The sequence below is a fragment of the Legionella brunensis genome, assembly GCF_001467025.1.
Lineage (GTDB): Bacteria > Pseudomonadota > Gammaproteobacteria > Legionellales > Legionellaceae > Tatlockia > Tatlockia brunensis.
Window position 1 is genome coordinate 174,807 of sequence record NZ_LNXV01000011.1, and the last position, 17,590, is coordinate 192,396.

Genomic DNA, 17,590 nt, shown 5'->3' on the forward strand with positions numbered 1-17,590 from the left:
TTCATCCAAAGTAAATCAAAATTTTTGTATTATACTGCATGTACCCAGGCAGGTGCCAGCCAAGATTTGCGACGTAAAAAACAAAGCAAAATACCTATTTCCAGTAGGGATAAGTATCCTGCAACTAATACATCACTCAAATAATGATGGGTTAACAACACTCGAGACATTGCTACAGTAATCCCAGTTAAGAGCAATGCATAGCAGTAGCGTGGGAATACAATACTTAATCCAAATACTACACTCATGATGGTAGTTGTATGACCTGACGGAAAAGACCAAAATGGTGCATGGAACTGTAAACCATAAAAACCGTACAGATCATTATGTATCCATAAATTGGGGCGCGCACGTCCAAATAATACTTTTAAAAATACACAGATAGCATTAGGTATAACAACACACATAAAGAGGAACCATGCGCGTGCTTCCCATTCACGATTAGTACGAATATAACGAAAGAAAACTGCCAAAATAAAAAACAGGGACATATAGAGAACACCTAATCCTAATTTGGTAATCCAACCTATTAAAGCCAGGTGCTTTCTCACATCAAAATTATAAAAATATTCAGCGATTGGTTTGTCAAAATATAAAAAAGACAAAACTATCAAACCAACATAACCTATCATTACACCAGGCTTGGTCATAATTGCCAGTAAGCGATCAAATGGCGACATTAGTGTTTCTCCTTTTGTTGCGTTACAAGAACAAGCTCAAGCCAACGCCCCTTAGTGTAATTATATCCTGTAGTCTGAGCTTTAATAGATAATTGAAGTCCATCTCTTTTCCATGAGTCTAAAATAGTAGGGTTAATTAGGGCTAAACGTGTAGCATCGTTTTTTACTGCTTCTTCAGCACTAGTGCTGTCAAGAAACTTCACCAATTTAGTATTAAAATTAAACACTAAACTTGGCTCTTCAAATCCTACTACCAACAGGGGTTTTTTGTCTGATATTTCATTTTTTTCGATTAACTTCGTCACGTTATATGTCAGCCACAACGGCTCCATTTGCGGCAATAGTTTTGAAAAAATTAAAGGATAGGCGAATAGAGCGGTAACAAGAACAGCAATGCTTGCCCGCTGATAAGCTCCATGCCATGAAAAATAGACGCAGACAACCGTCATCATCGCTATCCCACCCAAAAGTATAAAGCTAATAGCAGGGATTTGTTGAGATACTAAGTAAGGAAGAACAACTAGGCCACAAGCCAAACCAATTGATAAAATTCCCCACATTATTTGCAAAAAATGCACCCATTTCCCAGGAGTCTTGGCTGGTTTATTATTTACAATAGCTAAAGCACAAAGCAAAGCAATTACCGGAAAGGTCGGCAAAATATACTGGGGTAGCTTCGTGGGCATAATCTCAAAAAACAGCCACGTTGGTAAAAGCCAGGCCAATAAAAATTTAACGATTTTCTCATGCCGATGACAATAGGCGTAAACGCCTCCAAGCCATAAAAATAAAGACGCAGGCCAAAAAGTTAATGGTAAAATCAAAAGATGAAATAATGGCGGTTTGCCATGAGACTCATGTCCACCTTGTAATTTCGGCAATAAATCCTTATGCAACATCTTCATGAGATAATTACTGTTCTCTGCCTCATTAACCATAAATAGCCAGGCTAATGTCAGTACTATAAAAAGTAATAACCCACGATAAACCCGTAAACCACGAAGCCAATCCATTCGCCGCTCTAGAGTACAAAGCGCAATAATTGTTAAAGCACCTACTAAGGGAGTCACTCCTTTTAATACCATTCCATAAGCCATTGCAAACCAAAAGCATAATGCCCATCCCCAATGCACCTTTTGGTTCGTAGTCCCCCTTTCATAGCAATACCATAAAGCACCCTGCATTAGTAAAACAGAGAACAATAAAGAGGCGTCTATCACAGCCATGTGTGTTTCAATAATGAGCAACAATGAGGTTGCAAATAATGCTGAAGCCAATAAGGCTGCACGTCGACCAACAAAATTCCGAGTAAAAAAATAAAGCAATAAAACTGAAAACAAGCCCCCTAAAATAGAGGGAACGCGGTATGGCCAAATTTGAGAGGTCTCAGAATTACTGAATAAATTAACACTCGCAGCTTGCAACCAATTAATGCCCGGTGGTTTTTGAAAACGTGTTTTTTCTTGAAAACGAATTTGAAAATACTGACCAGTTTGAAGCATTTGTCGGCTTGCTTGCGCAAAATGAGCTTCATCTCGATCGATGACTGGCAATTTCATGATGCCAGGAAGAAAGAGTAGTAATGAAAAAAAAGCCAACATTAAAGAATGCTGTAATTTATACAAGATTCCAGCCCAAATGCAAATTTTCGATGATATAGGAAGAGCACGTAAAATTCTACAATTAGATCAAATTACAAAGCAGAGCCATGATTCTTTGTTTTAATATACCCACCTTCAAGGACTCATTTGACAATAGAAAATTAATGACCTACTACAATACATACTGACCACAAAAAGCCATCAATCATGCCATTTGAGCCCAAATTCTTTGTGGAAACACATGAGTTAAAACAAAAAATTAATTTAAAAGAAAAAGTTAAGGCAGTAGATTTCACTATATTATCTTCTTCATTTTCCTGTAATAGTGAATTAGATTTAGCTATTTTAAAAGAATGCATTGCCGCTTTTCCCAAGGAGTTTGTTAGAAATCTCGTGTGCATCCGTCCAGAAAGGCTTATTGAACATGAAATCCTTGCCCAATTACAGGCCACTATAAAACTTGATCGCTCCGTTGACGATGAGGCAGACACATTTGGCAGAGCATTTACTTTGGTACAAAAAAACCTTAACGATAAGGAAATTCAGCAAAAATGTCTTGAATTATACAAGGTATCTCAAATTGAGATTTCTAATTTTTTTAATGAATTAAGCCAAAATAAAGAACCCAAATCTGATTTTTTTACCTCTAAAGATCACGAGATATTAAAATCTTTTTATTCTGATCTTTCGGGCAAGAAACCCTGGTCTAGCGATACGGATTTGTTGAAAGCAGTTTGTACGCAAAGTGCCATGGCAATTATTTATACTCGTGAGGCCAGAAAGATAATAGCACCAGAAGTACACGGCGTAATTGATAATCTCTGTATTGATCAAACAATGACCCCTCTCGAACCTGTTAAAAAAGATGAAGGAATAGCAATCTTTACCACAGGTGGAGTTGCCTCTGGTAAAGGTACCTGTTTAAGAAATATAGAGGATACCTTGAAACAACGTACCCCAAAAGCGATTCAATGGAATGAGCTAATCCATCATAATGCTGACCGATTGAAACCATTTCTGCAAAATCCAGAACTTGATCCCAAAAAATACTCTCAATATACCTATGAAGAAGCCTTACTAGTCAAAGAAAGAATAATGCAGATACTTGAACAACAAGGACTTAAACTTGGCGGTTATCCACATTTCCTGCATGATCAAACCAAACTAAAACCAGATGAGCTTAGAGAGGCTGCCAGTCGCTATGGAGAGGTGGTTATTACAGCGATCTCAACTGAGGTTTCCTCTTCTATCGAGTGGGCATATGGTCGGGGAGAAAAAACAGGGAGATATGAGCATACAGAGGGTCTTTTAGGTTCCCATCAAGCTGTGCCTGGAGAATTTATAAAGTCATTAAATCAAGATGAATTAATAAGTAAAGGCAAAATTAGTGTGGCTATGTATGACAATAATAGCCCAACCAGAGAACTAACTATGTTTGCTTCAATTGATATGCAGAGCAAAACGATCACTATTTATAATGATGAGATGATGCAAAAATGGATTAAAAAAGAGAACATTAATACTAAAGCAGATCCTAATGGCGAGCTATATTTTGATAAACCTACCCGCTCTACTGACGAATATTTTGGACCATTAACTCAAAAAGGTTTTGCGATTAGTTATGAGAATTTAGATCTTAAAATAGAGAAGACATACTAGGCAATGATCTAATTCGCTAAATATACTAAGAAAAATTTTAATAGATGCATCGGTTATTAACTTTATCCACTGTGTGATAAAATTAACCGATTAAAGTAAAGGGGTATAATATGAAAGAAATACCTAAAGATAAACCAGCTAAATGGTCTTTTATAGAAACTTCTCGTTCTGTATTAGAGAAGCAAAAGCTTACGAATTCTTCTGAATCCGTAGAGTCATCCGATAAAACGAAAATCCCGCTTACGCCAGATAATATCTCAGAGGCTGATCCGGAAGTAAAAGAATTTTTATCAGATTTATCGAAATCTTCTCTCAGGTAATCAGGTAATGCTCAGGATTTTCTGTTTTAAGCTTTACCAAGTAATTTGGCTATCGGACATAACATTTTGCCCATCTACCCTTGAGTAGAAACCTTACTATCCGCTAGAATGGCTAATTTTATTATTTAGTGAATCGGCATGCTCGAACTAACCACAGCCCAACAAATTGCTATCTGGTTACTTCCTGTCCTATTTGCCATAACCTTTCATGAAGCAGCCCACGCTTGGGTTGCTTATCGTCTCGGTGATACCACAGCAAAAATGTTGGGACGTTTAAGCTTTAATCCTATTCGTCACATCGATCTTGTGGGTACTATAATTGTGCCTATTGCTGTTTTGGTCTTAACTCAATTTAACTTTGTATTTGGCTGGGCAAAACCCGTCCCTATTAACGCATCGCAACTTCGTAACCCACGGCGAGACATGGCTTTGGCCACCGCTGCAGGCCCTTTGTCAAATCTAGTAATGGCCTTATTATGGGCAGGCTTACTTAAACTGGGAGCCAGTTTAAATTTTCAATCATCCAATATTGCCTTGTTTTTAGTACTTGCTGCCAGGGCAGGAATAATTATTAACTTACTACTAGCCTACCTTAATCTAATTCCTATTCCTCCCTTGGATGGTAGTCGTATTGTGGCAAGCCTCTTACCCCGAAAACAGGCGTATCAATATCAGAAAATGGAACCATTAGGATTTATTATTCTACTGATCCTGATGCTTACAGGCGTTTTGGCCTGGCTTATTAATCCCCCTATTCAATGGTCTCTTGCAGCCATACGTGCTTTGTTTAATTTATGAAAATACTTGCTGACGCTACATTACCTGGATTACTTACCGCTTTCCCAAATCCATTTGAATTAACCTTATACCACAATGTTAAAGAGCTCCCTGCTCTACTAAAAGATCAACAGATTTTGCTTTGTCGATCTACCCTGAGAGTTACTGAAACCCTATTAAAAAATTCTTCGTTAATCTATGTTGCTACAGCCAGTAGTGGGACTGATCATATTGATGAGCATTATCTTGAAACTCGTGGTATTAAACTGATTGATGCGAAAGGTAGCAATGCAACTGCAGTGGCCGACTATGTAATTGCAAGCCTTGCCTTTTTAAAGCGGCATAAAGGGTTTCAAGGCACTAAAGCTGCAGTCATTGGTATTGGCGAAGTAGGTGAAAAAGTTGTCAAACGACTTAAAGCAGTTGGCATGCAAGTACTATGCTATGATCCTCCTAAAGCCGAACGAGATAGCCGCTTTATCAGTTGTCCGATAGAGGCTGTTATGACATGTGATCTAATCTCTATACATGCCAATTTGCATACAATTCCCCCATACCCTAGTCTCAATTTAATGAATAACAAGGTACTAAAGCAGTTAAAACCTTATTGCGCTATTATTAATGCCTCTCGAGGTGGAATTGTTAATGAAAGCGACTTATTCCGCTTAAATCTGCCTCTCCTCTATTGTACAGACGTCTTTAGTAGTGAACCATCGGTGAGTCGAGAAACTGTTAGTTATGCCAGTCTATGCACGCCTCACATTGCCGGCCATAGCATCGAAGCTAAATATGAGGCCGTGAGGATGATAAGTCGAAAGCTGCATTCAGCCTACAAACTACCCCATGCAGAAACAATTTTACCAATGGCTAATAACGCTCCCCTCTTCAACTGTGAACAAACCTGGGAAGAATATGTATTGTCACTTTATAACCCTGCCCATGAAACCATCCTTTTAAAGAGTGCAACTAATCTTGAAATAGCTTTCTTAAATTTGCGGAAAGCCCATCAAAACCGTCATGATTTTAATTTTTATGCAAAAACATTAAATGTCGATAACAATTTATTACACATACTTGGCCTCTAGAATAAACAATTTATAAAAAAATCATTGACCCCCAAAAAATGATCTATATTTAAACAATGCGTTCGTTTTTTGATGACAATATGCCTAGTAACTGCACGATCGAGCTTCTCCTCAACGTATGCGAGTATGTCTATGCTGATTATGCGGAACTTAGTCCCGCTAAGAAGATTACTGATCAGAAAAACCAATCTAACAATCCTCATCCTCAGGAAAAAGAACTTGAGAAAAGCATCTTGAATAGTCAATACAGAGTATACGCTGCCAAAAGTTTTAAAGGGATTGGAACAATACATGACACCGGATTAAATGAATATCCTGGTTTAGGGTACGGTGTTTTTGTACCACTAGAGCCAGAAAATAATAATGAGCCCATTATAATTGCCTATAGAGGTTCCTACGTTTATCAAGATGTTTTAGAGGATGTGAAAATTGGTTTAACAGGAGCTACAGGAAAACAATATCAAGAAGAAGCCTATAACGTCTATCTCGCTGTCAGAAAACAGTGGCCAAATCGTAATATTGTCTTAACTGGACATTCATTGGGCGGCTATATGGCAAATTATATTGGGCAAAGAGCCAGTGCTGAAAAAGATGACGAACAATTAATTCATGTAAGAACTTTTAATAGTCCAGGACTTCACTCAAATCACGAAAATAACATGGTAAGTCATAATAAAAAGTTGAAGCAACCTAATGTATTTCATTATTCATTATGGGCGGATCCCCTACGATTAACGTCTCGAACTGGACAACACATAATATGCTTTAAGGAATCAAGAATACCAACTATCGCCCATTCACTTAATAGTTTAATGGCCGATATTCCTGATGAAATTAAAGCCATTACTGTGGGACTCTCTAGTATTGAAGCAATGAAAGAAGCTATCATTGGTTTTACAACAACTTATGACTCAACACGCACCACAGAAACAGTCCCCCCAAAAAACTATACCCAGTATGCAAAGTCCTTCTTTTTCAACTTCCTATATGAAGATTTCTTGCTTCAAGAACCCTTCTTTTCACTAGAGACATTAAAGTCTGATCTTTTGCTCATTTTAGGTGATGAAACACTTGATCAAAAAAGCAGATTACAAAAAGTTGAACAATATTTATCTATTTACAAGGCTAACATTGATAAATTTAAAAGCATATTTAATAACTTATCTGACCGACTTGGACCTCTAATTGATCGCTGCAAACAATACCAAGCACCTTCTTTAATGCGAGAAGTTAATATTCTTAAAGAAGAAAATCTACTATGTGATTCTCTGCAGAGATTAATTATAAATGCCATAGAAAGCTCTGCTCCAGGGATTGACCCCAGAGAAGTTATCAACAAATTTGATAAGGTACAGCTGAATTTATTAAAAAAGTTGCATCAATTGATTGATCAAACGAAAAATTTCTCAACAAAAGATATAGAGGGTTTGAAAGATTATTTTATTGAGGCAAACCTTATCATGTTAAAGCTTCTTGATCCAACTCAAGTACATCCAAGCCAAAAAGCAGATCTGCATGCAATAAATAATAAACTGCAAGAGTATTTTAAAATATTCTATAACACCAGCGAAGTCAGTAAAATATTGAATAGCAAGAAAAACGAGTCTGCAAAGCTTCAGTCAAATTTAAATGAGAAAAAGCTATTTTTCGAGAGTCTTAAAGGAAAAAATGGGAAACTATTTGAAAAAATTTCAAACTATATCCCAGGAGTAATTAACAACAATGCAAGCTATCATACTATCAAAACAAATTCAGAAAACATTATTTATGAGCTAAAAATTAATCCTCAACTTCATAAAGAATTCCCCAAATTGCTTGACGGAATGGAGGAAATTGTTAAATCCATACAAAGAATAGAACATCTTCAAAATACGCTCGATAAAATAAATAAGAATTCAGCCACTTCATCTTTAGGTAAACTAACGCTACACTCACCGAGTGTATCAAACAAACCCGATGACGACTCTGAATTATTGACGATTTCTTTAGATCCCTAGTGTTCAAAAATACATCGTGTCGCTACATTGCCATGAAGTGCCTATTCTAAATAGATTTAAGAAGGTGAGAGTCCTGCGAAATCCAGACTTTAGTTAGAGGCTCAGACAGGTAGTTTACTCGTTAATCGTTTTATAACCGCCTGATCAGAAAAAGGATGCCGAACATTTCCAATTTGTTGATAGTCCTCATGACCTTTGCCAGCAACCAAAATAATGTCATCTTTAGTAGCTAAACTGAGTGCTTTTGCAATGGCCTGCTCTCTGTCAGCAATTTTAAGAACATTTGCTGAGGTTGTTATCCCTGCCTCCACTTCTTCGATGATAGTCATGGGATCTTCATTACGTGGATTATCACTGGTAATGATCGCGATATCTCCATATTGACTGGCAATTTTTCCCATCAATGGCCGTTTAGTTTTATCTCTATCGCCTCCACAGCCAAAGACAACTAAAATACGACCCTTTTTTACCTTGCTTAAAGTAGCTAGCACATTCTCTAAAGCATCGGGAGTATGGGCATAATCAACAATCATATAAGGCTCATGGGCAACCACCTCCATACGTCCAGGGGCTGCTTGTAATTTAGCCATTACTGAAACAACTTTAGCAATAGGGTAGCCACTAACTAAAAGACTCGAGAATACTGCCAAAGCATTATAAATATTGAAAAATCCTAAGGCATTTATTTTTAATTGTTCTTCTCCCCATGGAGAAGTCACGGCAAAACTTGTCCCCGTTAAACCTACACTCCAATCAAAAGCTCTTACATCAGCACCTTCTTTAATACCATAACTAAGAGTTTGGCAAGATGCTTCTGTAATTGCAGCTTTCATTAATTGGTGGTATTTATCATCTTGATTAATAATAGCCCACTTTAAAGTTGGCCTCGCAAACAATAAAGTTTTAGCCTTTGCATAGGCCTCCATAGTAAGATGGTAATCCAAATGCTCATGACTCAAATTAGTGAAAATTGCTTGTTGGAAATCAATACCATCCACTCGTTGTTGACAAAGAGCGTGAGAAGATACCTCCATACAAAGCTGTTTGACTGAACTTTGTTGGTATTCTGCTAGCAAATGTTGCAAGCAAAGTGCATCTGGTGTTGTGTTTCCTAGAAGTTCTAATTCAGGTACTCTACCTTGCCCTAGCGTACCAATATAGGCCGATTCCACTCCCATTAAACTATGGGCTTGCGCCAATTGATAAGCAATTGTTGTTTTTCCATTGGTACCTGTAACGCCAGTTACAGCCAATTTTTTGGTTGGGTATCTATAAAAGCGATTGGCGATTTCTCCCAACTTTTTTGCAACCCCAGGAAAAGGAACACAAATTATGTTCTGTGGTAGCTGGCAATTATTTGGCCAATTAGTTGGTTCATAAATAATAACTGAAGCACCCGCTGTTACCGCTTGGGGAATAAACAGACGACCATCAGTTTGAGCACCAGGATAAGCAAAAAAAATGAAGTTGTGCTTTATTTGTCGACTATCGTTATGCAACCCCAAGATTTCACAATCGGGTAGAACCACATCAATCCAGGGGCGCATTAATTCAGCTAGCTTCATTGATAACCTCACATCGTCGTTTTATCAGGAGGAACCTCTAAGATTCGTAACGCTCCAGACATAACCTGTGCAAAAAGAGGAGCCGCTACCGCTGCCCCATAATAACTGTTTTTCGTTGGTTCATGAATAACTACAACCACAACCAATCGTGGATTTGATACAGGGGCTATACCCACAAAATTTGCGATATGGCGATTTGCTTCATAGCCATTTTTTCCAGCAATACGCGCCGTACCTGTTTTGCCGGCAACTCGATATCCCGGCACTCGTGCCAATTTTCCTGTACCTTCATTTCCAAGCACAGCCTCCATCATTGCCAAAACTTCACCAGCTGTTTTTTCATCCAATACTTGCTCACCTAAAGTCGTTGCCTGATTATGCAATAAAGTGACCGGTAAGGCTCGACCTTTATTAGCAAAAATAAGATAAGCTTTAGCTAACTGCAAAGCTGTCACTGATAGACCATAGCCAAAGCTCAAAGTGGCTAATACGAAAGGGTTGGCATCTTTGACATCAACAATATTACCCTCACTTTCGCCAGGATAACCACTTTCTGTTCGCTGACCAAATCCGCTTCGACGAAACAAGCCAATTAATTGCTCAGGAGGACTTTGCAAAATCATTTTAGTCACACCCACATTGCTTGAGTGCTGCAGAACTCCCGTAACATCCAAGACGCCATAATTACGCACGTCACGAATAGTATGACCATGCACTATCATCCAGCTAGGTCTTGTATCAATAATGGTATCTGGTTTAAAAAGGCCACTGCCAAGCGCGCTGGCAATACTAAAAGGCTTAATTACCGAGCCAGGTTCAAAAGTATCTGTAATCGCTTTATTGCGATAGCTATCGCGAGTATAATGTGCACGAGCATTTGGATTAAATGATGGTGCATTTGCTGCAGCGAGGATCTCACCGTTTGTCGTGTCAATTACTACAACCGAACCTGATTTAGCAGCAAATTTTTGCAATGTGTTTTGTAATTCATGATAGGCAAGATATTGTATGCGGCTATCAATACTTAAAACAAGTTCATGTCCTGGACGTGGTTCTTTTAGCACTCCAAGCTCTTCAATGATTTGCCCCATGCGATCTTTTAATACACGTTTTTTGCCATTTACTCCCATCAACCAATCTTGATAAGCAAGCTCCAAACCCTCAATACCAATATCATCTATATTAGTAAAACCTATAAGCTGAGCAGCATTGTCTCCTGCGGGATAATAACGTTTAAACTCTTGTTGGAAATTAACACCTGGAATCTTAAGCTGCTCAATCTTTTTAGCTAACATAGGAGGTAATTGACGACTTAAATAGAGAAACTCTCGACCCCTTGCCCGCTTAACTCGAGCCAGCAAAGTTTTAGCAGGAATTCCCACTAACTTTGATAATTCCGCTAGTTGCTTAGCATCAGGAGAAAAAACTTGAGGATTTAACCAAACTGACTGTACTGGTGTACTGACAGCAAGCGGGGTTCCCTGCCTATCTATTATCATTCCTCGATGGGCAGGAATATCAACAGTCCGAATACTGCGGGCATCACCCTGGCCTTGCAAGAATTGACGATGTAAAACTGTCAACTCAAGCATTCGCCACAAAAGAGCTCCTAGCAAGATGACAAAAAAACAGGACACAACGATTAATCGTGCCTTATCTCCTCGAGCACTCATCGTGTTTGCAACACAAAAGTATCTTTATCGGCAGGCAATTTCATTTGCAGTTTTTCGACTGCAAGTTCCTCTACCCTACCTGGTGTTGCCAAACTGGCTTGCTCCAATAACAATTGCCCCCATTGTAACTGCAATTGCTGAGATTGCTGTTCCAGGCGTTGCAACTCACTAAAGCTAATGCGATGTTCATTAGTGACGTACACAACAGCCAATGCACTAACTAAAACAGCAAGTAATAGCGATAAGATGAAACAAAGATGCTTTGAGAGACGCATATCTGATAAATGTCCACTAAAAAGATTGCTTTGATGAATCGCTCTGGCTGCTGCGTTCATGCTATTTTCTCCCCTATTCTTAAAACTGCACTACGAGCTCTGACGTTTTGTTTAACTTCGTCATTGCTTGCCTTTATCGCCTTACCAACTTTTTTAAAATTTGTTTTTATCTCTTCGTATCGCACTGGTACTCCAGGCGGGAGTCTATCTCCCTGTTCTTGTTCACGCATAAATTGCTTAACAATCCTATCTTCCAAAGAATGAAAACTAATTACTGCCAAGCGTCCACCAATTGCTAAAACATCAATTGCTGTATTCAAAGCTGTCGTCAGATCACCCAACTCTTGATTGATGTGAATACGTATGGCCTGAAATACTCGAGTAGCTGGATGTTTATGCTTTTCCCATCGAGGATTAGCTTGTTTAACAATTTCAGCTAAAGCTTCGGTAGTTTCGATTGGTGATACAGCTCTTGCTAAAACAATTGCTCGAGCTATACGGCCAGCAAAACGCTCTTCCCCATATTCTCTGAAGATTGCAGCCATCTCATCGGCTTCTGCTTCATTAATAAATTGTGCAGCACTTAAATCTTGCTCCAGATCCATGCGCATATCTAAAGGACCTTGCTGCATAAAGCTAAATCCACGAGCCGGATTATCAAGTTGCGGTGAAGAAACACCTAAATCCAATAAAATTCCATCGACTCGTCCATAAACATTTTCTTTTCTAGCAAATTCAGCGAGTTTCGCGAATGAACCATGATAAATATGAAAACGTTTGTCATCGGCAAAATTTTGATGCGCATATGCAATTGCTTCTGGATCTTTATCAATAGCAAGCAACTTTCCAGAATTTGATAAACATTGCAAAATAGCGCGACTATGACCACCTCGGCCAAAAGTCCCATCAATATAGATCCCATCTGCCTTGATAGCTAAGCCGTCTAGTGCTTCATGCAACAATACAGATTGGTGCGTTGTCATCATTATTTCCATTACAAAGAAAAGGTTTTCATTTCATCAGGCAATCCGCCACCCTCACCAGATGCTTCGTCAGCTAGCCACTTCTCACGTCTGGATTGCCACAATGCTTCATCCCAAACCTCAAACTTATTACCTTGCCCAATCATTACTACCCGCTTATCGAGGTGGGCATAATCTCTCAATAAGGGAGGGAGCAGCACGCGCCCATTACTATCTAATTCCACATCAGTTGCATGCCCTATCAGTAATCGCTGAATTCGACGGGCTGCAGCATTAAAACTAGGCAAACTTTGTAATTTATCTTCAATGATTTGCCATTGAGCCGCAGGATAAAGCAGCAAACAGGTTTCTTCAGTATCAATTGTCACCACCAAGGGCGCCTTATCATTGCCTCCGACCAACGCATCGCGATAGCGCGTTGGCACTGCAAGACGGCCTTTTCCGTCAATTGTGATGGCATTGATTCCACGAAACATAATCTTCTCTTTGTGGCTCGCTTAAAAAAGCTTTCCCACAATTCTCCACTTTTTTATATTTTAACCCACTTTTATACACTATAGAAACACTATTTCCCAAGCGTCAACCCCTGAATGCATTTTTTTTACTAAAAAGAAGGCAAAGTTGTCTTTTGCAAATAAAAATACCGATATTGAATTCACAATGGACAAATTAAGCGCATTCAATCCAGAGCTTACTAACTAATAAGCTCTAAGACTGCTCTGCTTCTGCGTAATAAAATTTAGTGCTTCGAATAAAACAGAATTACAACTGAGTTACTGCAAAAAAGTGTCACTATTTCTTTCAATTTAAATCACACCGTCATTCTAAATTGCGTTAACGAATGACGGCAGGCATAATCAATTAAATATTTAAAGCCGCTGCCAAGCGGATACCTTGTAATACTAGATCAGGAACAAGATGGTCATAAATACCTTGCTTATCAAATAAAGAGGCAAATCCCCCTGTTGCCAAGACCAAAACTTCTTGACCTATAAACGACTCCTGTTTAATGCGAGTTATTAATTCGCGGCAAGCACCCAATGCCCCATAAAACACCCCGGATTGAATACTCTCAATAGTCGACCGCCCAACGACTTGTTCCGTTCTTACAATTTCCACAGCAGGCAATTTTGCTGTTTTTGTAGCAAGAGCATCAACCGATAGACGAACCCCAGGCAGAATAGCCCCACCTAAATAGGCTTTTTGTGCGGTGATTACACAAAACGTGGTTGCCGTTCCAAAATCGATCACAATAATATTTTTACCCGGATAAGCATGCGTTGCAGCGATCGCGTTGGCAATTCTATCTGCCCCTACTTCAACTGGGTTACGGTATTTGATATTCAAGCCGGTTTTTACACCTGCTTGCAATAAAAAAGGATCTACGGAAAAGTATTTAACACAAGCCGACCTTAATGAATAATCTAATTGAGGTACTACGGAACAAATAGCAATTTCATTAATTGCCTCTGGCGAACACTGATTCTCACGTAATACAGATTTAAGAAAAATACCCAACTCATCAGAAGTACTTACCTGTGAGGTATGCCGAAATCGCAGACGAATTTCTTCTCCGGCAAACACACCACCATAAATGTGGGAATTACCAACATCAATACATAGCATCATGGTCAAGACTCAGCCATTAGAAAGCGCGATAGTAAGACTAGTTATCGCGATAATCAAGTGGGAGGAGAAAAGGCATAGATTTTCACAATAGCTCTTCGATGAACTATGCTGAATATTATAAGAAAAGTCGGTCGATAAGCCGGGTTCTGTCTTGGACAATCATTCATCTAGGACATGCGTCACCACATGCCTCAAGCGACCTACCCGAATCCCGTACGGGCCATACGCGCAAGCTTTTCAGCTAGCTGGATTCCTATTTGGTCTTGCTCCGAGTGGGGTTTGCCCTGCCACGACTGTTACCAATCGCGCGGTGCGCTCTTACCGCACCATTTCACCCTTACCTATTATTTGTAGCGATAACTACAATTAAAGGCGGTATATTTTCTGTGGCACTTTCCGTAGGCTCGCGCCTCCCAGGCGTTACCTGGCACTTTACCCTATGGAGCCCGGACTTTCCTCCTTTTGCGCGAAGCAAAAAGCGATTGCCTGACCGACTTTGAATCAATATTAGCAAAATGCCCAGTGAAAGACCAGGTGGTCGAAACAGCTGGGCATTTTGCTCTTAAGCATACCTAAATACTGGTATGCTTATTATCCACGCGTACCAATAAATTCATCATCAAAGTAACGCTTTAATTTAGTACGTAAAGTACCACGGCTAACACCAAGAACTCTAGCAGCTTTTGATTGGTTATAACGTGTTAATTCCATTACTGTACGAAATAAAGGCGCTTCAACTTCTTCAACAATCAATTGATACAGGTTGAGGTTATTGTCTTTACCGCCAACAGTATTTAAATAACCTTTAACAGCACCAACAACTTGTTGGGTTAACGCTTCATTATATTGTTCAACTTGTTGCATAACTGCACTCATTATCCTCTCCTACATCCAAAATAAAACTGATTTTTAAATTAGTCAGTCATTGACCAACTATCATGCTCGATATACTATCAAATATCACAAAGTATGTAAACATTGTCTTATTGATATTCATTTCTTAAGGGAAGCTTAAGGAAAATTGAGGATTTTTTCAAGCAATTTTTGCACGAACAACGCATTTCAGAGTCATTCGTACTATTTTTTTACAATTTCTTTACATTAAGGAGTATTTCGATGCTGAGAATTTTGAGTGAAATGACTTAAACCCGACAAAAAAGAGAAAAAGGGCATATGGCATTTGAGCGCGAGAAGGAGGCGCTATTGAAAGCCTTCAATAGCGTTTAATCATTAATATTAAAACTCATCTACAGTAAAACTTTCACCACAACCACATTGTCCTTTTTGATTGGGATTATCAAAAACAAATTTATAATTTAGCCCCTGTCTCACATAATCTACCTTCATGCCTTTAAGATAGGGGTAGCTGGCTTTATCAATACAAAGTTGGTAGTTTTCTGTTATTGGTTGCACTATATCGTTTTCATGAGGGGTCTTTACATAATCAACAACGTAGGATAATCCCGAGCAACCAGTCTTTTTCACAGATAAGCGAATACCCTTAACTTCGTTCTGCTTATCAAGATAAGATAAGATATGGCGCTTAGCCGCTTCACTTAAAGAAACCCCAGCAACTACATTACTTACATGTTGCATCACTTCAGACATTCTTTTCCCCCTGTAGCTTAGTTTTCATTATTACTATAATTTCTCGATAACCATCCTCAATTTGTAATGCAACTGGATATCGAGTTCTAGGTATTTCTAATTGCTCCACCAACCAAGAATAATCACATTGAGGATGGTCATTAATATTACTACCTTCCAGGCGTTGGCAAATTAACTCTGCTGCAGCGACCAAATATGGGCTACCATAAGCTTTAAAACGAGCTTTAAGAATATGTCCCTGCTCATTACAGAGTAGATAGAAATCAAAAACATCGCCTCGCCCTGCTTCACCACCACGATAATGCACGCTGAATGGTTCCGATAAATCAACAACTCCGACGTGTTTGGGCTCAAAAAAACACAATTCTACTAGTTCATTATACATCATAGTGGTGATATTTCATGCAAACGGCCAACCTGGCGACAAATTATATTAATAGCCTTCTTTATCTGCTCTTCCGTGGTAAAACGACCACAAGATAAGCGTACTGAGCTATAAGCTAGCTCATCATCCAAACCTAAAGCTCTTAAAACATAGGAAGGCTGCAGACTTGCTGAAGCACAAGCAGAGGTTGTTGAAATGGCTAACTCGCGTAAAGCTAACAAAAGCGAATCACCATCCACTCCTGCAAATGTCAAATTCAAATTCCCAGCAACCCGCTGGTGCTCATGACCATTCAAACGCACACCGGGAAGATGCTTCACTCCCTCCCACAATTGTTGGCGCAAATGTAGGATGCGCGCCTGCTCTTCAACCCGTGAAGCTTCAGACAAGAAAAACGCCTCACCCATTCCCATAATTTGGTGGGTTGCCAAAGTACCAGAGCGCAAACCACCTTCATGACCACCACCAAACGATTGCGGTTGTAACCGTACTCTTGGTTTCTGCCGAACATATAAAGCCCCAATTCCTTTAGGGCCATAGTTTTTATGGGCAGAAAAAGACATTAGATCCACTGCTAAGTGATTCAAATCTATTTCTAATTTACCAGCACTCTGTGCTGCATCAACATGAAAAATAATACCTTTGCCACGCAAAAACTCACCAATCGATGCAATATCCTGAATCACGCCTATTTCATTATTGACATGCATAATAGAGACTAACAACGTATCTTCTCTAAGCGCATGGGTTAAATCATCCAAATTAAGCAACCCATTGGGTTGTGGCTCTAAATAAGTAATCTCAAAGCCTTCTTTTTCCAATTGATGAAAAGTATCAAGGACTGCTTTATGCTCTGTTTTCATAGTCACGGCGTGGCGCCCTTTACGCTGATAAAAATGCGCAGCCCCAAGAATAGCCAGATTATTAGCTTCTGTTGCACCGGAAGTAAAAACTATCTCTGCAGCTGATGCGTGGATAACGTCCGCTATTTGTTGGCGGGCATACTCAACCGCCTCAGCAGCTCTTTTGCCATAAATATGAGTTCTAGACGCAGGATTACCAAAAATCCCCTCCGGGCCTAAATAAGCAATCATTTTCTCAATTACCCTGGGATCCACGGGGGTGGTAGCCATATAATCCAAGTAAATAGGCAAGTTACTCATCCTTTAACTCCTATTGTATTGTTGCATCTGTCCATAAATAACTATATACACTACTTCAAACAAATTATGCATCAGACTTCTTTTCAAACTCACTGAAGCGAGGGAAGAGTGAGGAGATTTGGCGCACAGAACCGGGGTGTACACGCAAGTACATGGGGATTTGTGTACCGTATCATTGATGCAGTTCCCT

Annotated in this window: 17 protein-coding genes and 1 other RNA gene; 5 read left to right on the forward strand and 13 right to left on the reverse strand. The window is 39.2% G+C overall.

Translation table 11 applies throughout. The annotated features are described in order from the left end of the window. Nucleotides 1-29: 29 nt before the first annotated feature. Nucleotides 30-680, reverse strand: a complete 651-nt coding sequence (locus Lbru_RS07615; RefSeq protein WP_058441590.1) for a phosphatase PAP2 family protein — start codon at nt 678-680, stop codon at nt 30-32. Then, the gene (locus tag Lbru_RS07620; protein ID WP_083500865.1) at nt 680-2,281 is read right to left on the reverse strand and encodes an ArnT family glycosyltransferase; all 1,602 of its coding nucleotides are present in this window, start codon (nt 2,279-2,281) and stop codon (nt 680-682) included. The genes Lbru_RS07615 and Lbru_RS07620 overlap by 1 nt, the downstream gene beginning before the upstream one ends. 207 nt (nt 2,282-2,488) lie before the next feature. Between Lbru_RS07620 and Lbru_RS07625 the strand changes: the two genes are divergently transcribed. The 5 genes from Lbru_RS07625 to Lbru_RS07645 all read left to right on the forward strand — a co-directional run bounded on the left by Lbru_RS07625 (nt 2,489) and on the right by Lbru_RS07645 (nt 8,119). Beyond that, nucleotides 2,489-3,940, forward strand: a complete 1,452-nt coding sequence (locus Lbru_RS07625) for a DEAD/DEAH box helicase family protein (RefSeq protein WP_058441592.1) — start codon at nt 2,489-2,491, stop codon at nt 3,938-3,940. A 110-nt stretch (nt 3,941-4,050) separates the two neighbouring features. Beyond that, nucleotides 4,051-4,260 carry a hypothetical protein gene (locus Lbru_RS07630; protein ID WP_058441593.1) on the forward strand — a complete coding sequence of 70 codons (210 nt, stop codon included), beginning with the start codon at nt 4,051-4,053 and terminating at the stop codon, nt 4,258-4,260. Nucleotides 4,261-4,398: 138 nt separating this feature from the next. Beyond that, a complete protein-coding gene (locus Lbru_RS07635) occupies nt 4,399-5,058 on the forward strand; it encodes a site-2 protease family protein (RefSeq protein WP_058441594.1) in 660 nt (219 codons plus the stop codon). Next, nucleotides 5,055-6,122 (forward strand): 4-phosphoerythronate dehydrogenase, encoded by a 1,068-nt coding sequence (locus Lbru_RS07640; protein WP_058441595.1) that lies wholly within the window; start codon nt 5,055-5,057, stop codon nt 6,120-6,122. Before Lbru_RS07635 ends, Lbru_RS07640 begins: the two co-directional genes overlap by 4 nt. Before the next feature lie 80 nt (nt 6,123-6,202). Continuing rightward, nucleotides 6,203-8,119 (forward strand): Tle-like phospholipase domain-containing protein, encoded by a 1,917-nt coding sequence (locus Lbru_RS07645; protein ID WP_058441596.1) that lies wholly within the window; start codon nt 6,203-6,205, stop codon nt 8,117-8,119. Between the two features lie 101 nt (nt 8,120-8,220). On the opposite strand, the gene Lbru_RS07650 is transcribed toward Lbru_RS07645, so the two are convergent. The 11 genes from Lbru_RS07650 to Lbru_RS07695 form a co-directional block, all read right to left on the reverse strand. Beyond that, nucleotides 8,221-9,684, reverse strand: coding sequence for a UDP-N-acetylmuramoyl-L-alanyl-D-glutamate--2,6-diaminopimelate ligase (locus tag Lbru_RS07650; protein WP_058441597.1), 1,464 nt, complete (start codon nt 9,682-9,684; stop codon nt 8,221-8,223). A gap of 8 nt (nt 9,685-9,692) precedes the next feature. After that, the gene (locus Lbru_RS07655; protein ID WP_058441598.1) at nt 9,693-11,357 is read right to left on the reverse strand and encodes a peptidoglycan D,D-transpeptidase FtsI family protein; all 1,665 of its coding nucleotides are present in this window, start codon (nt 11,355-11,357) and stop codon (nt 9,693-9,695) included. Continuing rightward, the gene (gene ftsL, locus Lbru_RS07660; protein WP_058441599.1) at nt 11,354-11,692 is read right to left on the reverse strand and encodes a cell division protein FtsL; all 339 of its coding nucleotides are present in this window, start codon (nt 11,690-11,692) and stop codon (nt 11,354-11,356) included. The genes Lbru_RS07655 and ftsL overlap by 4 nt, the downstream gene beginning before the upstream one ends. Further along, nucleotides 11,689-12,615 carry a 16S rRNA (cytosine(1402)-N(4))-methyltransferase RsmH gene (gene rsmH / locus Lbru_RS07665; RefSeq protein WP_058441600.1) on the reverse strand — a complete coding sequence of 309 codons (927 nt, stop codon included), beginning with the start codon at nt 12,613-12,615 and terminating at the stop codon, nt 11,689-11,691. Before rsmH ends, ftsL begins: the two co-directional genes overlap by 4 nt. A gap of 11 nt (nt 12,616-12,626) precedes the next feature. Then, nucleotides 12,627-13,091, reverse strand: coding sequence for a division/cell wall cluster transcriptional repressor MraZ (mraZ, locus tag Lbru_RS07670; protein ID WP_058441601.1), 465 nt, complete (start codon nt 13,089-13,091; stop codon nt 12,627-12,629). A gap of 385 nt (nt 13,092-13,476) precedes the next feature. After that, nucleotides 13,477-14,244: a type III pantothenate kinase gene (locus Lbru_RS07675; protein ID WP_058441602.1), complete on the reverse strand. Its 768-nt coding sequence runs from the start codon at nt 14,242-14,244 to the stop codon at nt 13,477-13,479. 119 nt (nt 14,245-14,363) lie between these two features. Continuing rightward, an RNA gene (rnpB, locus tag Lbru_RS07960) (RNase P RNA component class A) lies at nt 14,364-14,742 on the reverse strand. Nucleotides 14,743-14,835: 93 nt separating this feature from the next. Continuing rightward, a complete protein-coding gene (locus Lbru_RS07680) occupies nt 14,836-15,120 on the reverse strand; it encodes a helix-turn-helix domain-containing protein (RefSeq protein WP_058441603.1) in 285 nt (94 codons plus the stop codon). A 360-nt stretch (nt 15,121-15,480) separates the two neighbouring features. After that, on the reverse strand, nt 15,481-15,852 hold the full coding sequence (locus Lbru_RS07685; RefSeq protein WP_058441604.1) for a HesB/IscA family protein: 372 nt from the start codon (nt 15,850-15,852) through the stop codon (nt 15,481-15,483). Next, nucleotides 15,845-16,240 carry an iron-sulfur cluster assembly scaffold protein gene (locus Lbru_RS07690; protein ID WP_058441605.1) on the reverse strand — a complete coding sequence of 132 codons (396 nt, stop codon included), beginning with the start codon at nt 16,238-16,240 and terminating at the stop codon, nt 15,845-15,847. Before Lbru_RS07690 ends, Lbru_RS07685 begins: the two co-directional genes overlap by 8 nt. Continuing rightward, a complete protein-coding gene (locus tag Lbru_RS07695; RefSeq protein WP_058441606.1) occupies nt 16,237-17,400 on the reverse strand; it encodes an IscS subfamily cysteine desulfurase in 1,164 nt (387 codons plus the stop codon). Before Lbru_RS07695 ends, Lbru_RS07690 begins: the two co-directional genes overlap by 4 nt. Nucleotides 17,401-17,590 lie beyond the last annotated feature (190 nt).

Coding starts and splice junctions, on each gene's coding strand:
- Lbru_RS07615 (WP_058441590.1), bottom strand. CDS start 680: ATGTCGCCATTTGATCGCTTACTGGCAATTATGACCAAGCCTGGTGTA.
- Lbru_RS07620 (WP_083500865.1), bottom strand. CDS start 2,281: ATGTTGGCTTTTTTTTCATTACTACTCTTTCTTCCTGGCATCATGAAA.
- Lbru_RS07625 (WP_058441592.1), top strand. CDS start 2,489: ATGCCATTTGAGCCCAAATTCTTTGTGGAAACACATGAGTTAAAACAA.
- Lbru_RS07630 (WP_058441593.1), top strand. CDS start 4,051: ATGAAAGAAATACCTAAAGATAAACCAGCTAAATGGTCTTTTATAGAA.
- Lbru_RS07635 (WP_058441594.1), top strand. CDS start 4,399: ATGCTCGAACTAACCACAGCCCAACAAATTGCTATCTGGTTACTTCCT.
- Lbru_RS07640 (WP_058441595.1), top strand. CDS start 5,055: ATGAAAATACTTGCTGACGCTACATTACCTGGATTACTTACCGCTTTC.
- Lbru_RS07645 (WP_058441596.1), top strand. CDS start 6,203: ATGCCTAGTAACTGCACGATCGAGCTTCTCCTCAACGTATGCGAGTAT.
- Lbru_RS07650 (WP_058441597.1), bottom strand. CDS start 9,684: ATGAAGCTAGCTGAATTAATGCGCCCCTGGATTGATGTGGTTCTACCC.
- Lbru_RS07655 (WP_058441598.1), bottom strand. CDS start 11,357: ATGAGTGCTCGAGGAGATAAGGCACGATTAATCGTTGTGTCCTGTTTT.
- ftsL (WP_058441599.1), bottom strand. CDS start 11,692: ATGAACGCAGCAGCCAGAGCGATTCATCAAAGCAATCTTTTTAGTGGA.
- rsmH (WP_058441600.1), bottom strand. CDS start 12,615: ATGACAACGCACCAATCTGTATTGTTGCATGAAGCACTAGACGGCTTA.
- mraZ (WP_058441601.1), bottom strand. CDS start 13,091: ATGTTTCGTGGAATCAATGCCATCACAATTGACGGAAAAGGCCGTCTT.
- Lbru_RS07675 (WP_058441602.1), bottom strand. CDS start 14,244: ATGATGCTATGTATTGATGTTGGTAATTCCCACATTTATGGTGGTGTG.
- Lbru_RS07680 (WP_058441603.1), bottom strand. CDS start 15,120: ATGAGTGCAGTTATGCAACAAGTTGAACAATATAATGAAGCGTTAACC.
- Lbru_RS07685 (WP_058441604.1), bottom strand. CDS start 15,852: ATGTCTGAAGTGATGCAACATGTAAGTAATGTAGTTGCTGGGGTTTCT.
- Lbru_RS07690 (WP_058441605.1), bottom strand. CDS start 16,240: ATGATGTATAATGAACTAGTAGAATTGTGTTTTTTTGAGCCCAAACAC.
- Lbru_RS07695 (WP_058441606.1), bottom strand. CDS start 17,400: ATGAGTAACTTGCCTATTTACTTGGATTATATGGCTACCACCCCCGTG.